The 20,236-nt window shown below is 62.1% G+C and carries 21 protein-coding genes; 13 read left to right on the plus strand and 8 right to left on the minus strand.

Features of this window, described 5'->3' with window-relative positions; translation table 11 throughout:
* Positions 1-34 precede the first annotated feature (34 nt).
* Positions 35-535 (minus strand): isoprenylcysteine carboxylmethyltransferase family protein, encoded by a 501-nt coding sequence (locus D618_RS0108530; protein ID WP_017671088.1) that lies wholly within the window; start codon positions 533-535, stop codon positions 35-37.
* Between the two features lie 79 nt (positions 536-614).
* Between D618_RS0108530 and D618_RS0108535 the strand changes: the two genes are divergently transcribed.
* The 4 genes from D618_RS0108535 to D618_RS0108550 all read left to right on the plus strand — a co-directional run bounded on the left by D618_RS0108535 (position 615) and on the right by D618_RS0108550 (position 3,707).
* A complete protein-coding gene (locus D618_RS0108535; protein ID WP_026091462.1) occupies positions 615-1,259 on the plus strand; it encodes a DUF938 domain-containing protein in 645 nt (214 codons plus the stop codon).
* Between the two features lie 4 nt (positions 1,260-1,263).
* Complete coding sequence (locus D618_RS0108540; protein WP_017671090.1) at positions 1,264-1,656, plus strand: hypothetical protein; 393 nt, start codon at positions 1,264-1,266, stop codon at positions 1,654-1,656.
* 78 nt (positions 1,657-1,734) lie between these two features.
* The gene (locus D618_RS18070) at positions 1,735-2,028 is read left to right on the plus strand and encodes a DUF938 domain-containing protein (RefSeq protein WP_017671091.1); all 294 of its coding nucleotides are present in this window, start codon (positions 1,735-1,737) and stop codon (positions 2,026-2,028) included.
* 80 nt (positions 2,029-2,108) lie between these two features.
* Positions 2,109-3,707, plus strand: a complete 1,599-nt coding sequence (locus D618_RS0108550) for a long-chain-fatty-acid--CoA ligase (RefSeq protein WP_238550626.1) — start codon at positions 2,109-2,111, stop codon at positions 3,705-3,707.
* 16 nt (positions 3,708-3,723) lie between these two features.
* Here D618_RS0108550 and D618_RS0108555 read toward each other — a convergent pair whose 3' ends face one another.
* Positions 3,724-4,656, minus strand: coding sequence for a DMT family transporter (locus tag D618_RS0108555; protein WP_017671093.1), 933 nt, complete (start codon positions 4,654-4,656; stop codon positions 3,724-3,726).
* Between the two features lie 213 nt (positions 4,657-4,869).
* On the opposite strand from D618_RS0108555, the gene D618_RS0108560 reads away from it, so the two are divergent.
* From D618_RS0108560 to D618_RS0108580, 5 genes are all read left to right on the plus strand, one after another.
* Positions 4,870-6,015 (plus strand): acyl-CoA dehydrogenase family protein, encoded by a 1,146-nt coding sequence (locus tag D618_RS0108560; protein WP_017671094.1) that lies wholly within the window; start codon positions 4,870-4,872, stop codon positions 6,013-6,015.
* Between the two features lie 10 nt (positions 6,016-6,025).
* Complete coding sequence (locus D618_RS0108565; protein ID WP_017671095.1) at positions 6,026-7,081, plus strand: enoyl-CoA hydratase/isomerase family protein; 1,056 nt, start codon at positions 6,026-6,028, stop codon at positions 7,079-7,081.
* A complete protein-coding gene (locus D618_RS0108570; protein ID WP_017671096.1) occupies positions 7,078-7,851 on the plus strand; it encodes an enoyl-CoA hydratase in 774 nt (257 codons plus the stop codon). The genes D618_RS0108565 and D618_RS0108570 overlap by 4 nt, the downstream gene beginning before the upstream one ends.
* A gap of 87 nt (positions 7,852-7,938) precedes the next feature.
* Positions 7,939-8,721 carry an alpha/beta fold hydrolase gene (locus tag D618_RS0108575; RefSeq protein ID WP_017671097.1) on the plus strand — a complete coding sequence of 261 codons (783 nt, stop codon included), beginning with the start codon at positions 7,939-7,941 and terminating at the stop codon, positions 8,719-8,721.
* Positions 8,722-8,824: 103 nt separating this feature from the next.
* Complete coding sequence (locus D618_RS0108580) at positions 8,825-9,016, plus strand: hypothetical protein (RefSeq protein ID WP_017671098.1); 192 nt, start codon at positions 8,825-8,827, stop codon at positions 9,014-9,016.
* Here the strand turns inward: D618_RS0108580 and D618_RS0108585 are convergent, their stop codons facing one another.
* Complete coding sequence (locus D618_RS0108585) at positions 9,017-10,573, minus strand: CpaF family protein (protein WP_017671099.1); 1,557 nt, start codon at positions 10,571-10,573, stop codon at positions 9,017-9,019. It lies immediately after the preceding gene.
* Positions 10,574-10,837: 264 nt separating this feature from the next.
* Here D618_RS0108585 and D618_RS0108590 point away from each other — a divergent pair, with 264 nt between their 5' ends.
* On the plus strand, positions 10,838-11,704 hold the full coding sequence (locus D618_RS0108590; RefSeq protein ID WP_152414606.1) for a DMT family transporter: 867 nt from the start codon (positions 10,838-10,840) through the stop codon (positions 11,702-11,704).
* Positions 11,705-11,717: 13 nt separating this feature from the next.
* Positions 11,718-12,170 (plus strand): DUF6265 family protein, encoded by a 453-nt coding sequence (locus D618_RS0108595; RefSeq protein ID WP_017671101.1) that lies wholly within the window; start codon positions 11,718-11,720, stop codon positions 12,168-12,170.
* A 45-nt stretch (positions 12,171-12,215) separates the two neighbouring features.
* On the opposite strand, the gene D618_RS0108600 is transcribed toward D618_RS0108595, so the two are convergent.
* The 5 genes from D618_RS0108600 to D618_RS0108620 form a co-directional block, all read right to left on the minus strand.
* A complete protein-coding gene (locus D618_RS0108600) occupies positions 12,216-12,473 on the minus strand; it encodes an ATP synthase F1 subunit epsilon (protein WP_017671102.1) in 258 nt (85 codons plus the stop codon).
* A gap of 54 nt (positions 12,474-12,527) precedes the next feature.
* Complete coding sequence (gene atpD / locus D618_RS0108605; RefSeq protein ID WP_017671103.1) at positions 12,528-13,970, minus strand: F0F1 ATP synthase subunit beta; 1,443 nt, start codon at positions 13,968-13,970, stop codon at positions 12,528-12,530.
* A gap of 24 nt (positions 13,971-13,994) precedes the next feature.
* Positions 13,995-14,870: a F0F1 ATP synthase subunit gamma gene (locus D618_RS0108610; RefSeq protein WP_017671104.1), complete on the minus strand. Its 876-nt coding sequence runs from the start codon at positions 14,868-14,870 to the stop codon at positions 13,995-13,997.
* A gap of 117 nt (positions 14,871-14,987) precedes the next feature.
* Entirely contained in the window at positions 14,988-16,517 is a 1,530-nt protein-coding gene (atpA, locus tag D618_RS0108615; protein ID WP_017671105.1) for a F0F1 ATP synthase subunit alpha, read from the minus strand.
* Positions 16,518-16,524: 7 nt separating this feature from the next.
* Positions 16,525-17,079, minus strand: a complete 555-nt coding sequence (locus D618_RS0108620; RefSeq protein WP_017671106.1) for a F0F1 ATP synthase subunit delta — start codon at positions 17,077-17,079, stop codon at positions 16,525-16,527.
* Positions 17,080-17,304: 225 nt separating this feature from the next.
* On the opposite strand from D618_RS0108620, the gene D618_RS18075 reads away from it, so the two are divergent.
* Positions 17,305-19,095 (plus strand): methyl-accepting chemotaxis protein, encoded by a 1,791-nt coding sequence (locus tag D618_RS18075; protein WP_193746700.1) that lies wholly within the window; start codon positions 17,305-17,307, stop codon positions 19,093-19,095.
* 85 nt (positions 19,096-19,180) lie between these two features.
* On the plus strand, positions 19,181-20,236 hold the full coding sequence (gene ada, locus D618_RS0108630; RefSeq protein WP_238550627.1) for a bifunctional DNA-binding transcriptional regulator/O6-methylguanine-DNA methyltransferase Ada: 1,056 nt from the start codon (positions 19,181-19,183) through the stop codon (positions 20,234-20,236).

Below are 20,236 nucleotides of genomic sequence, written 5' to 3' on the forward strand. Positions count from 1 at the left end.
TCAAACCCGCCCGGTCGCACACCGGGCGGGTTTTTCATATCCAGCGGCGAACTCGGGCGCAGTAATCTGCAAACGGTTTGCCAAATCTTTCGGCCAGGTATTTCTCTTCCTTGGCAATAACGGCCCGGTCGATGGCGATAAAGGCAAAGGGCACGAAGGTCAGCACGCCCATGCTGCCGTCCCAGATCGCATAGCCCAGCTGGATCGCCAGCATGCCCAGATACATCGGATTGCGACTGTGCCGATAAGGGCCGCGCGCAATGATCGCCTGGCTGGGAGTCCAGGGCTCAGGGTTCTCGCCATAGGCGCGGAACAGCCCCAGAGACACGATCAGCAGGCCGATACCGCCCGTCATCATGGCAAAGCCCACCCAGCCGATCGACCGGCTCATGGGGATCGGCGGCAGTCCCAGCAGCCGGTCTGCGAGCAGCCCCAGCAGGATGAAGCCCAGGAACACGAGCGGCGGCGGAAAGCCGACGGCAGGCGCGATGCTGGCATCCACGCGCGGCAATTGAGGTGGTTCGTCGTTGATCATGACCCAAACTGGCGCTTTGCCGGGCCGCTTGCAAGCGCTGCGATTGCCTGTGCTTGTCAATGGCGGCATGGTGCGCAGCATGACCGAACCCAAACCCTGGCTGATTGACGAGGCGGGCGCCGAAGCCCGCCGCCATGCCCCCGCCACGCTGCGCAACCGTGATGCTATCGCCGAAGTCTTGAAAGACTGGCTCCCGGCGCACGGCGTCGTGCTGGAGATTGCCAGCGGCAGCGGTGAGCATGCGGTGCATTTTGCGGGCAAATTCCCCGCGCTCGAATGGCAGCCCAGCGATTGCGAACCTGCCGCACTCCAGTCGATCGCCGCATGGACGGCCGAGTCCGGCCTTGCCAACATCCTTCCGCCCAAGCTGATCGATGTCGAAGCGAAGGCCTGGCCGATCGACCATGCCGATGCCCTGCTGTGCATCAATATGGTCCACATAAGTGCGTGGAATGCGACGGTGGGATTGTTCAAGGGTTGCGCTCGGGTGCTCACCGAGCAGGCGCCCCTCCTTCTCTATGGGCCTTATCTTGAGGAGGGCGTGGAGACGGCGGCATCCAATCTTGCCTTCGATGAATCGCTCAAGGCGAGAAACCCGGCATGGGGCCTGCGCCACCTCGGTGAAGTGGATCGGGTAGCATCGGACCATGGCTTCGCGCGCATCAGCCGCCAGGAGATGCCAGCCAATAATCTCATGCTGGTTTATCGGAGGCCTTCGACGTAAAGTCATGAATCTCTGGGCTGTGTCCGCTTTCTGTCAGCGTGAGGAAAAAGCTGCTGTTGAGGAAGCGACCCCATTGCGGTCGTCGGCTAAGTCGGTCATCCATATCGTGATGCGTATCTTTTCTGATTTTCGGATATTCGAGCGGCCTCCTAAGCCCGGTCTCCGGCTGTTCCGATGGATAGCTTGGCGCTGGCTCGCCCTCGGGGTCCTGTTCACAAGCTTCATCCTTGTATTCGCCGTCAGTCATTTCATCGGTGGCGAGCCGATCTACTACACAAACGAGAAGCGTAACCTAACCGACGCCGAAACTTGGGAGATGATCCAAATGTTCCTGTCGGGCGGCGGGTTCTTCTTTATCGTCGGTCTGATAGGCGTGCTCTCCCTGCCGAAGCGCTGAGTCCGTTTCCGATCCAGTTTAGTTCATCCAAGCTGCAGATTCGAGGTCCTGTAAGCGGACCTCCGGACCCTACCGTGAATGAATATGCTCCACATCAGCCCTTCGACCGCCAGCGCCGGTCTGTTCCGGCAGGCTCCTGACCTGCTTTCGCGTGGCACCATGCTGTATCCCTATGGGCCATTCGCGCGTCATGACGTCATGACGGCACAGAACAATCCGGCATTCGAGGCCTCTCTGAAGCAGCGCAATTCCTGTTGGGGGCTGCGCAATCTGGCGGATATCGATGCGATAGCCCAGGGCCATGGCTTTGCTCCCGCAGCGTTGATCGCGATGCCCGCCAACAACCTGTCGCTTCTCTATCGTCGCTGCTGACGCATATCTATTGTCAAGCGGTCGGCTTTGTGACTAGCTTTCGTCTTGAGGGCAGGATCAAAAGGTTCGCCCACCGCCACATGTGGGAGAGAGATATGCTGGCCAGCGTCACCGAAGCGCGTACCGACCTAGGCTCCACCGTGCGATACTGGGCTGAGGAACGTCCCGATGCCATCGCGCTGGATGATGGCACCACCCGGATCAGCTACCGCGAACTTGATCGGCAGGTCGATCTGTATGCGCGCGCGTTTGTCGCTGCAGGGCTTGAGCCCGGCACCCGGATCGCATGGCTGGGCAAGAACGCCAGCCTGTATTTCACGCTGCTGGTCGCGGCAAGCCGTGCGGGGCTGGCGATGGTGCCGGTGGGCTGGCGGCTGGCGGTGCCCGAAGTCCGCTATATTCTCGCGGATACCGGCGCAGCTTTGCTGGTGTGCCAGCCTGGCTTCGCAGCAACCGCCAAGGCGGCTGCGGATGGGCTAGGTACGCTGCACACCGTGCTGCTCGATACGGCTGATGACGACTCCGGGCTCGAGGTGCTGGATGACTGGGCTGCCTCGCAAGGCTCTGCCGGACTGCCGGATGTCGACCCGGAACGCGGCGTGCTGCAACTCTATACATCGGGAACCACCGGCAATCCCAAGGGGGCGGTGCTGTGCAACCGCAACATGTTCGCGCTGCGCCCGGTGATCGAGGCGTCTGATGTGGATTGGTACAAGATCAGCAGCGACGATTCGATGCTGGTCATCATGCCGGTCGCGCATATCGCGGGCTCGGGCGTCGGAACAATCGCGTTCTACAACGGCTGCCGCGCGGTGATCCGGGCCGAGTTTTCGCCCGATGCGGTGCTCGATTGCGTGCAGGATGGCGTCACGCACATGTTCCTGGTGCCCACCGCGCTGCAGATGGTGGTCAATCATCCCCGCGCTGCCGGCACCGACTGGTCGCGGCTCAAGCTGGTGATGTACGGCGCAGCGCCGATCCCGCTGGAGCTGCTGCGCCAGTGCATGCACACCATGGGAGCGCAGTTCTGCCAGCAATATGGCATGACCGAAACCACCGGAACATTCTGCGCCTTGCCGCCAGAGGACCATGACCCCGCCGGCAATGATCGGATGCGCTCGGCGGGCAAGGCTCTGCCCGGCGTGGAAATCCGCATCGTCGACGGCATGGGCCAGCCCGTGCCCAATGGTACCATCGGCGAAATCGCGACGCGCTCTGCGCTCAACATGGTCGGCTATTGGCGCAACGACGCCAAGACGCGCGAGACCGTGGATGGCGATGGCTGGCTGCTCACCGGCGATGCGGCCTATATGGACGATGATGGCTATGTGTTCATCCAGGACCGGGTCAAGGACATGATCATATCGGGCGGCGAGAACGTGTATCCGGCGGAAGTCGAGAATGCGATCTTCGGCCATCCCGATGTGCTGGAAGTCGCCGTGATCGGCATTCCGGACGAGAAATGGGGCGAGGCGGTCAAGGCCGTGGTCGTGCCCAAGGCCGGGCACGAGGTCGATCCCGCGTCGGTCATCGCCTGGGCGCGCGAGCGGATTGCGCCGTTCAAGGCACCCAAGACCATCGACATCATTCAGGAGATGCCGCGCAATGCCACTGGCAAGATCTTGCGGCGCGAATTGCGCGCGCCGTATTGGGAGGGGCGCGAACGCCAGGTGGGCTAGTCGCCGCGCTGGGCGGTCAACCCCTGCGTTGCCGCGCCAATTGGTTTTCGCGCCAGGCGATGTATAGGCCCGATCCGATGATCAACGGTGCCCCGATCCAGGTCGCGGGCACCGGCCAGTTTTCCCAGATCAGCCAGCCGGCGAGCGCAGCCCAGATCAGGCTGGAATAGTCCATCGGCAGCACGACCGATACCGGGGCCAGCCGCAGCGACCAGGTGATCCCCAGCTGCGCGCCTGCTCCGAACAGCCCCATCAGGCCGATGATGGCCCAGGTCTCGGCATCGTGCATCTTGCCCACGAACAGCATGGCGATACCCAGCGGGATCATCGAGCTCAAAGAAAACCAGAACATTGTCGTCACCGGGCTTTCGGTCTCGCCCAGCTTGCGGATGATGATGCTGACCCAGGCGGTAATCGCGACGCCGGCGATGCCGACCAGCGCACCGGCAAGTGGAATGTGTCCGCTGCCCGGCTGCACGACGATCAACACGCCTGCAAGCCCGGCGGCAATCGCCCCCCAGCGATGCAGGCCCACGGTTTCGTGGAGCAGGAAAATCGACAGTAAAGTCGCGATGATCGGGACCATGAAGCCGATCGCGGTCGCCTCTGCGATCGGCAGCAGCGCGAAGGACAGGAAGTTCAGCGACATCGCCACCATGCCGATCACCATCCGTCCGGCGTGGGTCCATGGTATCGATGTCCTCAGCAAGGCCATGCCGGGGCCGGCCACCGCGACAGGGATCAGCACCAGCACGCCAGTCAACTGACGATAGAACACGCTTTCAAGCACATGCACCCCATGGTTCGATGCCAGCTTCACGCAGGCGAACATTGCGGTGATCGAGATTGCGGCGAACAGTCGGATGACAATGGCCACCAGCGCCTGGTTGGCAGGCGGGCTGCTGGCAGGCGTCGCAACGGGGGCAGGCTGGGGTTCGGGCAGGGCCATCGGCGCTCTGCTAACAGCAGCGGGCCGCTACGTCATCCCGTCGAATGGCATAACTTCTGCAAATCTTCACAGTGCGGGCATTGCACCGGCATTTTCGCATTGGGCCTGACCAAAAGGGCAGGGCGACGCGCTCTGGCCAAAACGGTGCGATTGCATTATTCGCCAAGGCCATAGCGGGGCGGCACGACCCCCAGCCACAGCGACAGGATAGCCATGACCACCCAGTTCGAGCTTACCGAAGACCAGCTTGCCATTCAGGAAGCGGCGCGCAAGTTCACCGCCGACCGGATCACGCCCTTTGCCGCCGAATGGGACGAGAAACACATCTTCCCGCGTGACACGATCAAGGAGGCGGCGGACCTTGGCTTTGCCGCGATCTATGTCAGCGAGGAGAGCGGCGGTATTGGCCTCGGACGGCTTGAAGCCGCGTTGATCATGGAGGCGATGGCCTATGGCTGCCCCTCGACCAGCGCTTTCATCTCGATCCACAACATGGCGGCATGGATGATCGACACCTTCGGATCGGATGATCTGAAGAGCCGCTATCTTCCTGATCTTGTGACGATGGACAAGATCGCCAGCTATTGCCTGACCGAGCCCGGCTCCGGATCGGACGCGGCTGCGCTCAAGACCAAGGCGGTGCTCGATGGCGACCATTATGTCGTCAACGGTTCCAAGCAGTTCATCAGCGGCGCCGGCGCGAATGACGTCTATGTCACCATGGTCCGCACTGGCGAGGATGGCCCCAAGGGGATTTCGTGCCTGGTGATCGACAAGGACACGCCCGGCGTCAGTTTCGGCGCGAACGAGAAGAAGCTGGGATGGCACAGCCAGCCGACCGCGCAGGTCATCTTCGACAACGCCCGCATCCCCGTCGCCAACCGCGTCGGTGCCGAAGGCGATGGTTTCCGTTTTGCGATGATGGGGCTCGACGGAGGCCGCCTGAACATTGGCGCCTGTTCGCTGGGCGGGGCGCAGCGCTGCCTGGACGAGGCGGTGGCCTATACCAACGATCGCAAGCAATTCGGCAAGCGGATCAACGAATTCCAGAACACCCAGTTCATGCTCGCTGACATGGCGACCGATCTGGAGGCGGCGCGGGCTTTACTCTATCTGGCTGCCGCCAAGGTTTCGGCCAATGCGCCCGACAAGACCAAGTTTGCTGCGATGGCCAAGCGTTTGAGCACCGACAGCGGTTCGAAGATTGTCAACGATGCGCTGCAACTGTTTGGCGGCTATGGCTATTTGCAGGATTATCCGATCGAGCGCTTCTGGCGCGACCTGCGGGTGCATTCGATCCTCGAAGGCACCAACCAGGTGATGCGGATGATCGTCGCGCGCGAAATGCTGCGCCAGTAAGGATGTGACCATGACCACCGATGTTATCACCCGCGTCGAAGGGCGCACCGGCATCATCAGCCTCAACCGCCCCGGCGCGCTTCATGCGCTGACCACCGCGATGTGCCAGGCGATGACCGACGCGCTGACCGGATGGATCGACGATCCAGCCGTCGATGCCGTGATGATCGACCATGCGGAAGGGCGCGGTTTCTGCGCGGGCGGCGACATCCGCATGCTGGCCACCAGCGGCGCGAAGGACGGCATCGAGGCGCGCGAATTCTTCTTCGTCGAGTACCGGCTCAATCACCTGCTGTTCGTCTATCCCAAGCCGATCGTCGCATTCATGGATGGTATCACCATGGGGGGCGGGGTTGGGCTTTCGCAGCCCGCGCGGTACCGGATTGCCACCGAGAACACGCGCTTTGCCATGCCGGAGACCGGTATCGGCCTGTTCCCCGATGTCGGCGGCGGCTGGTTCCTTTCGCGCCTGCCTGGGCGTACAGGCCAGTTCCTGGCGCTGACCGGCGCGCGGCTGGATGGTGCGGAGTGTCTGGCGCTGGGTCTAGCGACGCATTATCTGCCCTCGGACGTTCTGGAGAATGCCAAGAGCCAGATAGCCGAGGCTCCCGACCAGATCGACACGATCCTCGCCGGACTAGCCGTCGAGCCTGCGCCCGCCCGCATCCTGAACAACCGTGAGACCATCGATCGCCTGTTCGCTTCCGATCGCTACGAAGACATTCTGGCGGCGCTGGATGCCGAAGGCTCGGAATGGAGCGCCAAGGAGCTCACGACGCTCGCCTCCAAGTCCCCCCAGACCTGCAAGGTTGCGCTGCGCCAATTGAAGGAAGGCGCGCAGATGCCTGATTTCGCTGCGGAAATGGTCCAAGAATATGCCATCGGCGCACGCGTCGTGCAGATGCATGATTTCATCGAGGGCGTCCGTGCGTTGATCATCGAAAAGGACCATGCGCCGCGCTGGAACCCGGAAACGCCCGAGGGTGTGACCGACGACCTGCTCGATACCATTTTTGCGCCGCTTCCCGCCGATCAGGCCTGGACGCCACTGGAGATTGCACGATGACCTATGAAACCCTGCTCGTTGAACAGCGCGGCGCTGTCACGCTGATCACCCTGAACCGCCCGCAGGCGCTCAATGCGCTCAACAGCCAGGTGCTCGCCGATCTGATCGCCGCCCTGGCGGCGTTCGATGCTGACGCGTCGCAAGGCTGCGCCGTGCTGACAGGCAGCGAAAAGGCGTTCGCCGCCGGCGCGGACATCAAGGAAATGGCGACGCAAAGCTTTGCCGACATGTACGGCAGCAACTTCTTTGCCGGCTATGACCGGGTCACTGCCACGCGCAAACCGGTGATCGCGGCAGTGGCTGGATACGCCCTGGGCGGCGGCTGCGAACTGGCGATGATGTGCGATTTCATCATCGCGGCCGACAATGCCAAGTTCGGCCAGCCCGAGATCAAGCTTGCCGTCACCCCCGGCATGGGCGGATCGCAGCGCATGGCGCGCGCCATCGGCAAGGCCAAGACGATGGACATGTGCCTGACCGGGCGGATGATGGACGCGACCGAAGCCGAGCAGTCGGGCCTCGTTGCGCGCGTCGTCCCGGTCGCCGATCTGGTCGAGGAAGCCGTCAAGGCAGCAAGCACGATCGCCGGCATGGCGCCGCTCGCCACTTTGGCGGTCAAAGAAATGGTCAACGCCGCGTTCGAGACGACATTGCAGCAGGGCGTGGTGTTCGAGCGCCGCCTGTTCCACGGGCTGTTCGGCAGCGAGGACCAGACCGAAGGCATGGCAGCATTCGTCGAGAAGCGCCCCGGCAACTGGACGGGCCGCTGATCGACGCCGGGCTATCGTTGGTGGAGTGAGGCTTAAAACCGCGCCGGCGCGTTCCTATCTTCCTTTGCAGACAGGAACTGCCACACCATGACCCAGACCGCGAATAGTCCTTCCAAGGCTCGCCCGCCGCATCCCTTGCTCACGCTGACCGAGGGACGCGCGGTGTTCGAGCTGGGCACGTTCATTGCGCTTCGCCAGGCGATGAAGCGCCTGCCCAAGGGCGATGGCCATGCGGTGATCGTTCTGCCCGGGTTTCTGGCGGGCGACACCTCTACGCGTCCCATGCGCGGGTTGCTCAAGGATCTGGGTTACGCGACCCATGGCTGGGATCTGGGGCGCAATCTGCGGTTCACCACCGAGCGCGAGCAGGCGCTCTATGCGTTGCTCGACCGGGTCCATGATGAGTCCGGCAGTCCGGTCTCGCTGATCGGGTGGAGCCTGGGCGGGTTGTTTGCGCGCGAGATGGCCAAGCACAGCCCGGACAAGGTGCGGCAGGTGATCAGCCTGGGCAGTCCCATCTCCAGCGACCGCGGCTATACCAACGCCCGCCATCTGTTCGAACGGTTGAACGGCAAGACCCCCGAGCCGCTGCAGCAGGGCCGTTTCCAGTCACTCGAAGAAGCGCCACCAGTTCCGACCACCTCGATCCTCAGCCGTAGCGATGGCATCGTCGCGTGGCGCGCATCGGTGCAGAAGGCCGGCCCGCAGGCCGAGACGCTTGAAGTCCTCGCCAGCCATTGCGGACTGGGGGTCAACCCGATGGTGATGGTCGCGATCGCTGACCGGCTGGCGCAGCCGCTGGATGATTGGAAGCCGTTTGATCGCTCTGGCTGGCGATCGCTGCTGTACCGGAGCAACGCTCAGACGTGATCAGCGTCCGGACCGGAGCCGCAGCCCGTCACCGGGATATTTCAACCGGGGGATGGACAATCGCGGATGCCTCCCCACATGCCGCCATCAACGAGGAGCGCGCATGATGCACAGTGTCTGGGCCCAACTGGCCATTGCCATGTCGGCGCTTGCGGGAACGGCGGTGATTGCGGATGCGCGTCGGATGCGGAGGCGCAATTTCGATCGCGTCGGCTTCATGCCGTGGACGGCGATTTCGGTGCTGTCGCTGACGATCGCGGCCTTCGCCGCCGCGATCGCGCTCAAGGGCTTCTGATTACAGGCAGGCTTCCAGATACGCCTGTTCGAACCCGAACTGCCGCGCTTTTTCGAGCGTATAGGGGCGCAGGCCGGTCGAACGATATTCGCCGATGATCTTGCCGTCGGCGCCTTCATCCATGTATTCGAACTTGAACAGCTCCTGGGTGACGATAACCTCGCCCTCCATGCCGATCACCTCGGTGACATTGGTCACGCGGCGCGAACCATCGCGCAGACGCTTGACCTGTACGATGATGTCGACCGACTCGGCGATCTGACGGCTGATCGCTTCCTTGGGGATCTTGATGTCGCCCATCAGGATCATGTTTTCCATACGACCCAGCGCCTCGCGCGGGCTGTTGGCGTGGAGCGTACACATCGATCCGTCATGACCCGTGTTCATCGCGGCGAGCAGATCGAAGCACTCCGCGCCGCGGATTTCGCCCAGGATGATCCGGTCAGGACGCATACGCAGCGCGTTCTTGACGAGATCGCCGATGCTGATCGCGCCCTTGCCTTCCAGGTTGGGCGGGCGGGTTTCCAGCGGCAGCCAGTGCGGCTGCTGCAGGCGAAGTTCGGCGGCATCCTCGATCGTCAGCACGCGCTCGCCCGGATCGATCATCTTCGACAATGCGTTGAGCATCGTCGTCTTGCCCGAGCCGGTACCGCCCGAGATGACGACGTTGAAGCGGCAGGCGCCTGCGATCTTGAGCGCGGTCGCCATCTTTTCCGACATCGCGCCCCAATCCTTGAGGTTGTCGAGCGTGATCGGTTTTTCGGAAAACTTACGAATCGAGATCGCGGTGCCGCGCAGCGACAGCGGCGGGATGATGACGTTGACGCGGCTGCCGTCCTTGAGGCGGGCGTCGGCCAGCGGCGTGGTCTGGTCGATGCGGCGGCCGACCTGGTTGACGATGCGCTGGGCGATCTGCAGCAGATGTTCCTCATCGCGGAACTGGATCGGCGCGATGGTGAGCTTGCCCTTCTTTTCGATATAGGTCTGCTCAGGGCCATTGACCATGATATCGGTGATGTCCGGATCGTTGAGCAGCTCCTCGAGCGGACCGAAGCCGAGCAGCTCGTCGATCAGCACCTTTTCCAGCGCGAACTGTTCGCGGCGGTTAAGGGTGAGCTTCAGCTCGGCCAGCACTTCGAGAATGATCGGACGAAATTCTTCGGCAAGCTCGTCCTTGGTCAGCGTGGCGGCGGCTTCGGGGTCGACGCGTTCGAGCAGGCGCGGCAACACCTGCTCCTTGATCTTGTGGACCGACGCTTCGAAACCTTCGACCTTGGGGCCGGTATCGGCGACCGAATTGGCCCGATCGGAAAGGCGGGTCATGGCATCGGTCAATGCGACGCTTTCGGGCGTCATGTCCATGATGTCGAGACCGAGAAGGTCGACGGAATCAAGGTCAGGAAACTGATCGCCGCCCATGTCCATCGACAGGCCAAGCCGGGGTTCGGTGGGAGCTGGCGCCGGAGCGCCGCCTTTCATCGGGCGGGCAACCCCGAAGCTGGGCCGTGTGCCCGAGCCCATATTGCCGATTCCGTTCTTTCTGCCAAACGCGCTCATGGTGACCGATTTTCCCGGATAGATGTCGCGAACAGCCCAGATGAGCTGTTCTGGTTCTACGTGGTGAATAGCCTGGAAACTTTGATAATGTCCTAACAGCCTGTGAATGCAGGCAAACAGGAGCTGCCTGGCAGTTCCGCATGGCGCTTGCATCGCCACAATATCGGGCATTAAGCCGGGCAAAAGTTAACAACATCCCAGCAGGCGCACCACTTGGTCAAAAATTCCACAAGCAAGCCTACGTCCAAAGCGTCTGGTAACAACATGGCAGCCGGAATGCTCTATGCGCTGGCGGGCTTTGCTCTGCTGTCGTGCGGTGACGGCCTGATCAAGTCGACAAGCGGCCAGTGGCCAGGCACCGCCGTGGCCGCCTTGCGCTTCACCCTGGGGGCGATGGGTCTGGGGTTGGTGCTGTTAATCCGCGAGGGCCCCCAGGGCTTCCGTTTCCCTAGGCCAAAGGTGCAGTTGGCACGCGGCTTTTTCCTCGCGGCTGCCACGGTGACCTTCTTTTCGAGCATCTTCCTGATGCCACTGGCCACGGCCACGTCGATCCAGTTCATGGCGCCCTTGCTGACTGCGGTGATATCGTCGATCCTCTACAAGGAAACACTCAGCCGTGGCCGGTGGATCGCCACGGTGGCGGCGTTCATCGGTGTGATGATCGTTCTGCGCCCCAGCTTTGCTGATCTGGGCTGGGCGGCGTTTCTGCCGCTGGCGGCAGCGTTTGGCATGAGCGGGTTGATGCTGACGAATGCGCGCGCTGCAGGCTCGGGCAGCGTCCTGCTCAACCAGTTTCTGGTGGCCGCACTCGCTGCGCCGCTGCTGGTGCTTTATGCCGTGATCGGGCATGTGTCCGGCATCGAGCCTCTGCAGGTTGGCTGGCCCAGCACGTATGTGATTGGCGTCTGCGCAACCATCGCCGTCACGGCAAGCTTCAGCCATATGCTGATCTATCTTGCCACAGCGCGCAGTTCGGCAGCCACCGTGGCACCGATGGTCTATATCCAGATCATCGTCGCGATTGCGATTGGCGTGGTCTTCTACCGCGACTATCCTGATCTGGTTGCGCTGGCAGGCACTGGCGTGATCATTGGCAGCGGCGTCTATCTGCTTCGCAGTGGCCGCACATGAGGGCAGGGGTGGCATGGCACTGACGGGCTGGATGATCGCAATGGCGCTGCAGGCGGCAAGCCTGCCCGCCCCACCTGCGTTACCGTGCTGGATCGAGGGGCGCTGGCTATCCGAGGAAGCCGAGGGGCGCTGGACCGAGGAAAACTGGACCGGCTGTCGTGCCGATACCATGATGGGCACAGGCCGTGGCGGACGCGGTGAAACGGTGTCGAGCTATGAATTCATGCGCATTGCGCGAAATGAGAATGGCGATCTGATGTTCTACGGATCGCCGTTCGGCAACCCGGCAGCGGCCTTTCGTGCGGTCAAGGCGGGTCCGAAAGAGATCGTGTTCGTCAACCCGAACCATGACTATCCGCAGCGCATACGCTACTGGATGGAAGGCGACTTGCTGCTGGCCGAAGCGAGCATGCGCGACGGCAGCAAGCCGCAAGCCTGGCGCTACAAACGGATCGTTGGGAAATGAACCAGCTAGCCTGTTACTGGCACGGAGAGTATGGAAAGCGTGGGCTTAGCCCGAAACGCGCTCTGCCAGGATCGTCAGGCCCTGCTCGTTGACTTCGGCAAAGCCACCTTCGATCGCGATCGTCTCGGGCTGGCCACCTTCAGTCTTGTAGATCGAGACCAGACCGTCGCGGACGGTCGACATCAGCGGCGCATGGCCCTCGAGCACACCGAACTCACCCTCTGCGCCGGGCACGACGACCATGTGCACCGCTTCCGAGCGGACCAGCTTTTCAGGGGTTACGAGTTCAAACTGCAGTGCCATTTACAAATTCCTCAATACCCTCTCCCCGCAGGGGGGAGAGGGTAACATTTCCAGTTAAGCCGCTTCAGCCAGCGTCTTGGCCTTTTCGACGGCCTCTTCGATGCCGCCAACCATGTAGAAGGCTGCTTCAGGGAGGTGGTCGTATTCGCCATCGACCACAGCCTTGAAGCTCTTCACGGTGTCTTCGAGCGAGACGAACTTGCCCGAGATGCCGGTGAACACTTCTGCCACGTGGAAGGGCTGCGACAGGAACTTCTGGATCTTGCGCGCGCGGGCGACGGTGAGCTTATCTTCTTCCGAAAGCTCGTCCATGCCCAGAATGGCGATGATGTCCTGAAGCGACTTGTACTTCTGCAGCGTCGACTGAACGGCGCGCGCGGTTTCGTAATGCTCCACGCCGACGACGCGGGGTTCCAGAACGCGGCTGGTCGAATCGAGCGGATCCACCGCAGGATAGATGCCGAGTTCCGAGATCGCGCGGTTGAGCACGGTCGTTGCGTCCAAGTGAGCGAACGAGGTGGCAGGGGCAGGGTCGGTCAAGTCATCTGCGGGAACGTAGATGGCCTGCACCGAAGTGATCGAGCCCTTGTTGGTCGAGGTGATGCGCTCCTGCAACTGGCCCATGTCGGTCGACAGGGTCGGCTGATAGCCCACGGCCGAAGGAATACGGCCGAGCAGAGCCGACACTTCCGAACCCGCCTGCGTGAAGCGGAAGATGTTGTCGACGAAGAACAGCACGTCCTGGCCTTCCTGGTCGCGGAAATATTCCGCGATGGTCAGGCCCGACAGAGCAACGCGGGCGCGCGCACCCGGAGGCTCGTTCATCTGGCCATAGACCAGCGCAACCTTGGAACCTTCGCTGATCGCTTCGCCAGCTTCGTTCTTGGCGATAACGCCTGCATCGAGGAACTCGTGGTACAGATCGTTACCTTCGCGGGTACGCTCACCGACGCCCGCGAATACCGAGGTGCCGCCATGGCCCTTGGCGATGTTGTTGATCAGTTCCTGGATCAGCACGGTCTTGCCGACGCCGGCGCCGCCGAACAGGCCGATCTTGCCGCCCTTGGCATAAGGGGCGAGCAGGTCGATCACCTTGATTCCGGTGACCAGAATTTCCGATTCGGTCGACTGGTCGACGAATGCGGGAGCCTGTGCGTGGATCGGGGCGGTCTGCTTGGCACCGATCGGGCCACGCTCGTCGATCGGCTCGCCCACGACGTTCATGATTCGGCCGAGCGTTTCGGGACCAACCGGCATGCGGATCTGCGCGCCGGTGTCAGTGACGTTCTGGCCGCGGACCAGGCCGTCGGTGCCGTCCATGGCGATGCAGCGCACGGTGTTTTCACCCAGATGCTGGGCGACTTCGAGGACGAGGCGGTTGCCGTTGTTCACGGTTTCCAGCGCGTTCAGAATGGCGGGGATTTCGCCGTCAAAGGTCACGTCGACGACCGCGCCGATGACCTGGCTGATCTTGCCGATATTGTTGGTGGTTGCCATGAGCTGTTTCCTGCTTTCGGACGGTTAAAGGGCTTCGGCGCCCGAGATGATTTCAACGAGTTCGGTGGTGATCGCGGCCTGGCGGCTGCGGTTGTATTCGATGGTGAGCCGGTTGATCAGATCGCCCGCGTTGCGCGTGGCGTTGTCCATCGCGGTCATCGATGCACCCTGTTCAGACGCAGCGTTCTCAAGAAGTGCGCCGAAAATCTGCGTCGTGACGTTGCGCGGCAGCAGCTCGGCGAGGATTTCTTCCTCATCGGGCTCATATTCCACCGCAGCGTCGGTTGCGGGGGCAGCGCCAGTCGGGATCGCTACAGGGATGATCTGACGACCTACCGGTTCCTGCAGCAGTGCCGAGCGGAACTTGGAATAGAACAGATGGGCGACATCGAACTCGCCCTTTTCGAACATCGCAATCAGTTCGGCGGAAATCGCCTGTGCTTCGGCAAAGCCCTGATTCTTGAGCGCGGTGGTGTCGAAATAGCGCACGACCTGCTTGGGATATTCGCGGATGATCATCGCGCGGCCTTTGCGGCCCACGAGATAGAACAGCACCGTCTTGCCGGCGGCTTCCAGTTCGCGCGCCTTCAGCTTCGCAGCCTTGACGATGTTGGCGTTGAATGCGCCGCACAGGCCACGGTCGGATGAGGTCACGATGATCAGGTGAACCTGATCACGGCCTGTTCCGGCCAGCAGCTTGGGGCTCGAATCGCTGATCGAGATCTTCGATGCCAGCGACGCCATGACCCGCTCCAGGCGACCGGCATAGGGACGCGCAGCTTCCGCTGCCGCCTGCGCCTTGCGCAGCTTGGCGGATGCCACCATCTGCTTGGCCTTGGTGATCTTCTGGGTCGACTTGACCGAGGCGATCCGGCCCTTGAGTTCTTTCAGACTGGCCATGGTGTCCTAACTTCAAACCCTGTTCGGTCTCCCCCGGAACATCGGGGGGCCATCTTCTGCTCTAAACCCTCTGCCTGAGGCGGAAGGCTGCCCCCCGCTTGCGCAGGGGGCCAGCAATCAAGCAAACGTCTTCGCGAACGCGTCCAGAGCGGCCTTGAGGCTCGCCTTGGCTGCATCACCCAGATCCTTGGTATCGCGGATCGTGGCGAGCAGGTCTGCGTGTTCGGTACGCAGGAAGCTGAGCATGGCAGCTTCATACTCGTTCACGCGGTTCACCGGCATCGCATCGAGATAGCCGTTGGTGCCAGCGAAGATCGAAGCGGTCTGCTCTTCGAACGGCAGCGGGCTGAACTGAGCCTGCTTGAGCAGCTCGGTCAGGCGCTGGCCGCGGTTAAGCAGCTTCTGCGTCGAGGCATCGAGGTCCGAACCGAACTGCGCGAACGCCGCCATTTCGCGGTACTGCGCCAGCTCCAGCTTGATCGAGCCCGAAACCTTCTTCATCGCCTTGGTCTGCGCAGCAGAACCCACGCGCGACACCGACAGACCAACGTTAATGGCCGGACGGATGCCCTGATAGAACAGGTTGGTTTCAAGGAAGATCTGGCCGTCGGTGATCGAGATCACGTTGGTCGGAATATAGGCCGACACGTCGCCTGCCTGGGTTTCGATGATCGGCAGAGCGGTCAGCGAGCCCGAGCCATTGGCCGAGTTCATCTTTGCAGCGCGTTCCAGCAGACGTGAGTGCAGATAGAACACGTCGCCGGGATACGCTTCACGGCCCGGAGGACGACGCAGCAGCAGCGACATCTGACGATAGGCAACAGCCTGCTTCGACAGATCGTCATACACGATCAGCGCGTGCATGCCGTTGTCGCGGAAATACTCGCCCATGGTGCAGCCGGTGTACGGTGCCAGGAACTGCAGCGGAGCGGGCTCCGACGCGGTCGCGGCCACGACGATGGTGTATTCCATCGCGCCCGATTCTTCGAGCTGACGGACGATCTGCGCCACGGTCGAACGCTTCTGGCCGATGGCGACATAGATGCAGTAAAGCTTCTTGCCTTCATCGTCGCCGGCGTTGGCGCCCTTCTGGTTGATGAAGGTGTCGATGGCGACAGCGGTCTTGCCGGTCTGACGGTCACCGATGATCAGCTCGCGCTGGCCACGGCCGACGGGAACGAGTGCGTCAATCGCCTTGAGGCCGGTCTGCACGGGTTCGTGCACCGAGGTGCGCGGGATGATACCCGGAGCCTTGCTTTCAACGCGCATGCGCTTTTCGGCGACGATCGGGCCCTTGCCATCGATGGGATTGCCCAGGCCGTCGACGACGCGGCCGAGCAGGCCCTTGCCGACGGGGACGTCCACGATGGTGCCGGTCCGCTTGACGACATCGCCTTCCTTGATCTCGGCATCCGAGCCGAAGATCACGACGCCGACATTGTCGGCTTCGAGGTTGAGGGCCATGCCCTGCACGCCGTTGGAGAATTCGACCATTTCACCGGCCTGGACATTGTCCAGCCCGTGGATGCGCGCGATGCCGTCGCCGACGCTCAGCACGCTTCCTACTTCGGATACTTGCGCATCCGTGCCAAAATTGGCGATCTGATCCTTGATAACCTTGGAGATTTCTGCGGCACGAATGTCCATGAGAATGTTAGCCTTTCATCGCTTGGCTGAGCGTGTTGAGACGGGTCTTGATGCTGGAGTCGATCATCTGGCTGCCCATGCGGACAATCAGGCCGCCCAGGATGGACGGATCGACCTTGGCGGTGATCTTGATGCTGTGACCGGCGCGGTCTTTCAGCTGCTTGCGGATTTCGTCGATCTGCGCTTCGCTGAGCGGAAAGGCAGAGGTGACCTCGGCGGTGACTTCACCGCGATGGGCCGCGACAAGCATGTCGAAAGCGGCCAGAATGTTCGAGAGCTGGCCCAGGCGACGGTTGGTCGCCAGGACGCCCAGCAGGTTGCCGGTCATCGTGTCGAGCTTCAGCATGGTGGACAGCGAAGCGACGATGCCTTCGGCCGCCGCGCGGCTGACGGTTTGGCTCTTGGTCAGCGTTGCGAAATCTTCCGACTCGTTCAGTGCGGCGCGCAGCGTGGCAACGCTGCCTTCCACTTCGGCAAGCTGCTTGTCGTCGCGTGCCAGTGAAAAGAGTGCCGAGGCGTAACGCCCTGCCAGACTGGCCTGTATCCCGCCGGAAATGTCCACGCGAATGCTATCCCTTGCCGTTATGGTATTGCATCAGGCTTCAACGGGAGATGTTGACCTCCCTCACCTGTCGGCGCGGCGGTTAGCACTCATCATGTTGCATTGCAAGACGGGGGAACAGATCGCCGATGATGGGGATAATCGCAGGGAATTGGCCGCGTTGCGAACCTTTGGTGAAGGATGCCTTTACCATTTGTTTGTATCGGTGAGGACATATCGCCTCGCATGAAGGCTCACGACAGGTCCACCATGGAATCGCCGCCACTGAAATTGAAATTCGCACAATCGCGGTCGGAACTCGTGGCGTGGCTCGCCGGTCTGAGTGTCCAGGCCAAGATGCGATTGGTGCTGACCGTGATGCTGGGCATGCTGGCCTTGCTTGCCATCGGAGCAATCTCCGTGGTTGGGATCACCCAATACACCACCAGCATGCTGCTAAGCGACAGGATCCAGCCGACCATAAGGCTGCAAGCGGTGGTCGATGGCTATCGCGAGTCCCTGGTGGTTTCAACCAAGGTCAAATCGGGGTTGATGTCGGCCAAGTCCGGGCTTGCGGCGCTCGACACGCTGGACCGGAAAATCGAACAGAACTGGAATTGGCTGGAAAGCAGCAAGTTCGCTCTGGAATTTCCGCAGATGACCAACGGTCTGGAGCGAAACCGGGCGACCGCGGACGCTGCAAAGCTCAAGCTGCGGACGCTGCTGGAGGCTGGATCCAGTGACAAGATCAACGGCTTGATCGAGACCGATCTTCACCGAGGTCTGGATCCGATGCTGGCGACCAGCCAGAACGCGATCGATGTGATGCGTCTGCGGGGGTCGGCGCAGCTCAAGGCCTTGCGCCGGGTGTATATCGTGGCGCTTGTCTTTTCCACGGTGCTGATGCTGGTTGCCGGGTTCTTCGTGCATTGGTGCATGCGCTTTGCCAACAGGGACGTGATGCTTCCGCTGATGTCGCTCGCGCAATACGCCATGCCGGAAAATCGTGACAAGGTTGCTGTACGCAATCTGGGGCTGCGGCGCCGAGACGAGATTGGTGCGATTGCCCGGGCGATCCACCGTTCGCATGCCAAGGCGGATGCGGTGCTGCAGGCTGAAAAGGATCGACAGGCTGCAAAGCTGCAACTCCAGGCCGAACAGATCGATCGTCAGGAAGAACGCAATCGCCGGTCGATCGTGATCGACAGACTTTTTGCCACCTATGAAGCGAGGCTCTCGGAACTCTCGGAAAAACTGGCCAGCGCGGCCCTGGGCATGCGCGAAGGCGTTGAGGAGATGAAGCGCAATGCGGCGCAGGCGCAGGACCTGAGCCATCAGTTCGCCGACCGTGCGAGTCGCGGGGCGCAGTCCGTGAAAGCTATCGACGGCCATGGTCGCAGGTTGCACGAAACCGGAGACGGCGTGCGGGCTCTGGTCGCGGACAGCACCCGCAACATCTACGACGCCCATCACGCCAGCCGGTCAAGCCGCGATACTGCAGCGCAGCTTCAGGCGGTGGCTGGCGAGATTTCGGGAATTCTCGGGCTGATCACGCATATTGCCAAGCAGACCAATCTTCTGGCGCTCAATGCGACGATCGAGGCTGCGCGTGCGGGCGAGGCCGGGCGCGGCTTTGCGGTTGTCGCCCAAGAGGTGAAGAATCTCGCAAGCCAGACCCAGAATGCGGCAGCATCGGTGGAACAGCGTCTTGGCAGTATCGCATCGATGACCGAGCAGGTTTCAAGCGCAGTGGTATCGGTCGATCGGCACGTGGATGTGATTCGCCTGAACGCCGACCGAATCGATGCGGCTGTTTCAGAGCAGGATGACGCCAGCCATGACATCCTGCAGGCACTGGGCGTTCTGCTGGAAGGATCGGGCAAGGTCGTTGCAGAAATCCACGAACTGACCGAAATTTCGAGCATCGCCAATGCGTCGGCAGAAGCCGTGAGCCAGACGGCCGAAAACGTTGCCCGACAATCGCAGGAATTGCGCGAACAGATGCTGGAACTGGCGCAGGCCGTCCGCGCGGCGTGATTTTTTCGCTTTGACCGCATGAAGCAGGACGCAGCGCTTGTCCTGACCGTCTATCTGGGCAACCTCATGCCTTGAGGAGATGGCCGTGCCTGCTTTAGACACCCAATCGCTGCCCGATTGTTCGCTGGATGATGCCGTGGCCTGGGATGCGGTGCTGCGGCGGGACCGGGCGTTTGATGGCCGGTTCGTCACCGGTGTGCTGAGCACCGGAATCTATTGCCGTCCGTCTTGCGCCGCCCGGCATCCTGCGCGGCAAAACGTCCGGTTTTTCGCGGATGGTGCGGAGGCGCGCGCTGCAGGGCTGCGCGCCTGCAAACGGTGTCTGCCCGATGATGTCACCCGCGATGAAGCGGCTGTTCTGACTGCGATCCATGCCATTCGGGCCAGCGAGGAGCCTCTGGCACTGTCCGTGCTGGCGGCGAAGTGCGGCTATTCTCCTGGCCACTTCCAGCGAATTTTCACCCGTCATACCGGTCTTTCCCCCGCTGCCTACGCCCGCGCCCTGCGCGCAGAACGCGCGCGCGAGGCATTGACGGGCAGCGACCGCGTCACCGATGCAATCTACGCGGCAGGGTTCAGTGCGCCCTCCGGGTTTTACGGAACACTTAAGGGGCGGATCGGCATGGAACCTTCGGCATGGAAGAACGGCGGGCAGGGCGTGGTCATCCACTGGACCCAGAGCGACACCAGCCTCGGTCGCATGCTGGTGGCCTGGACCGGCAAGGGCGTTTGCCGCCTGTCGTTCAACGAGGACGCCCATAGCCTGGCGCAACGATTTCCCGGCGCGCAGTTGATCGAGGCAGGGGCAGAGGCGAGCCAGTTCGTGTCGGCGGTTGTCGCCGGTATCGAGGCGCCGTCCAGCAACGCCAGCATTCCTGTCGATGTTCGCGGAACGGCGTTTCAGGAGGCGGTGTGGAAAGCCTTGTCCGACATCCCGACCGGCGAAACGCGCAGCTACGCCCAGCTGGCAGCGAGCATCGGCAAACCTGCGGCTGTCCGGGCGGTGGGCTCTGCCTGCGGTGCCAACCCGGTCGCGGTGCTCATCCCATGTCACCGTGCCTTGCGCAGCGACGGGACGCTTGGCGGCTATGCCTATGGATTGCCAATCAAGGTCGAACTGCTCAAGCGCGAGAGCGATTGA

Origin of the sequence: Blastomonas sp. AAP53 (assembly GCF_000331245.1) — a bacterium.
Lineage (GTDB): Bacteria > Pseudomonadota > Alphaproteobacteria > Sphingomonadales > Sphingomonadaceae > Blastomonas.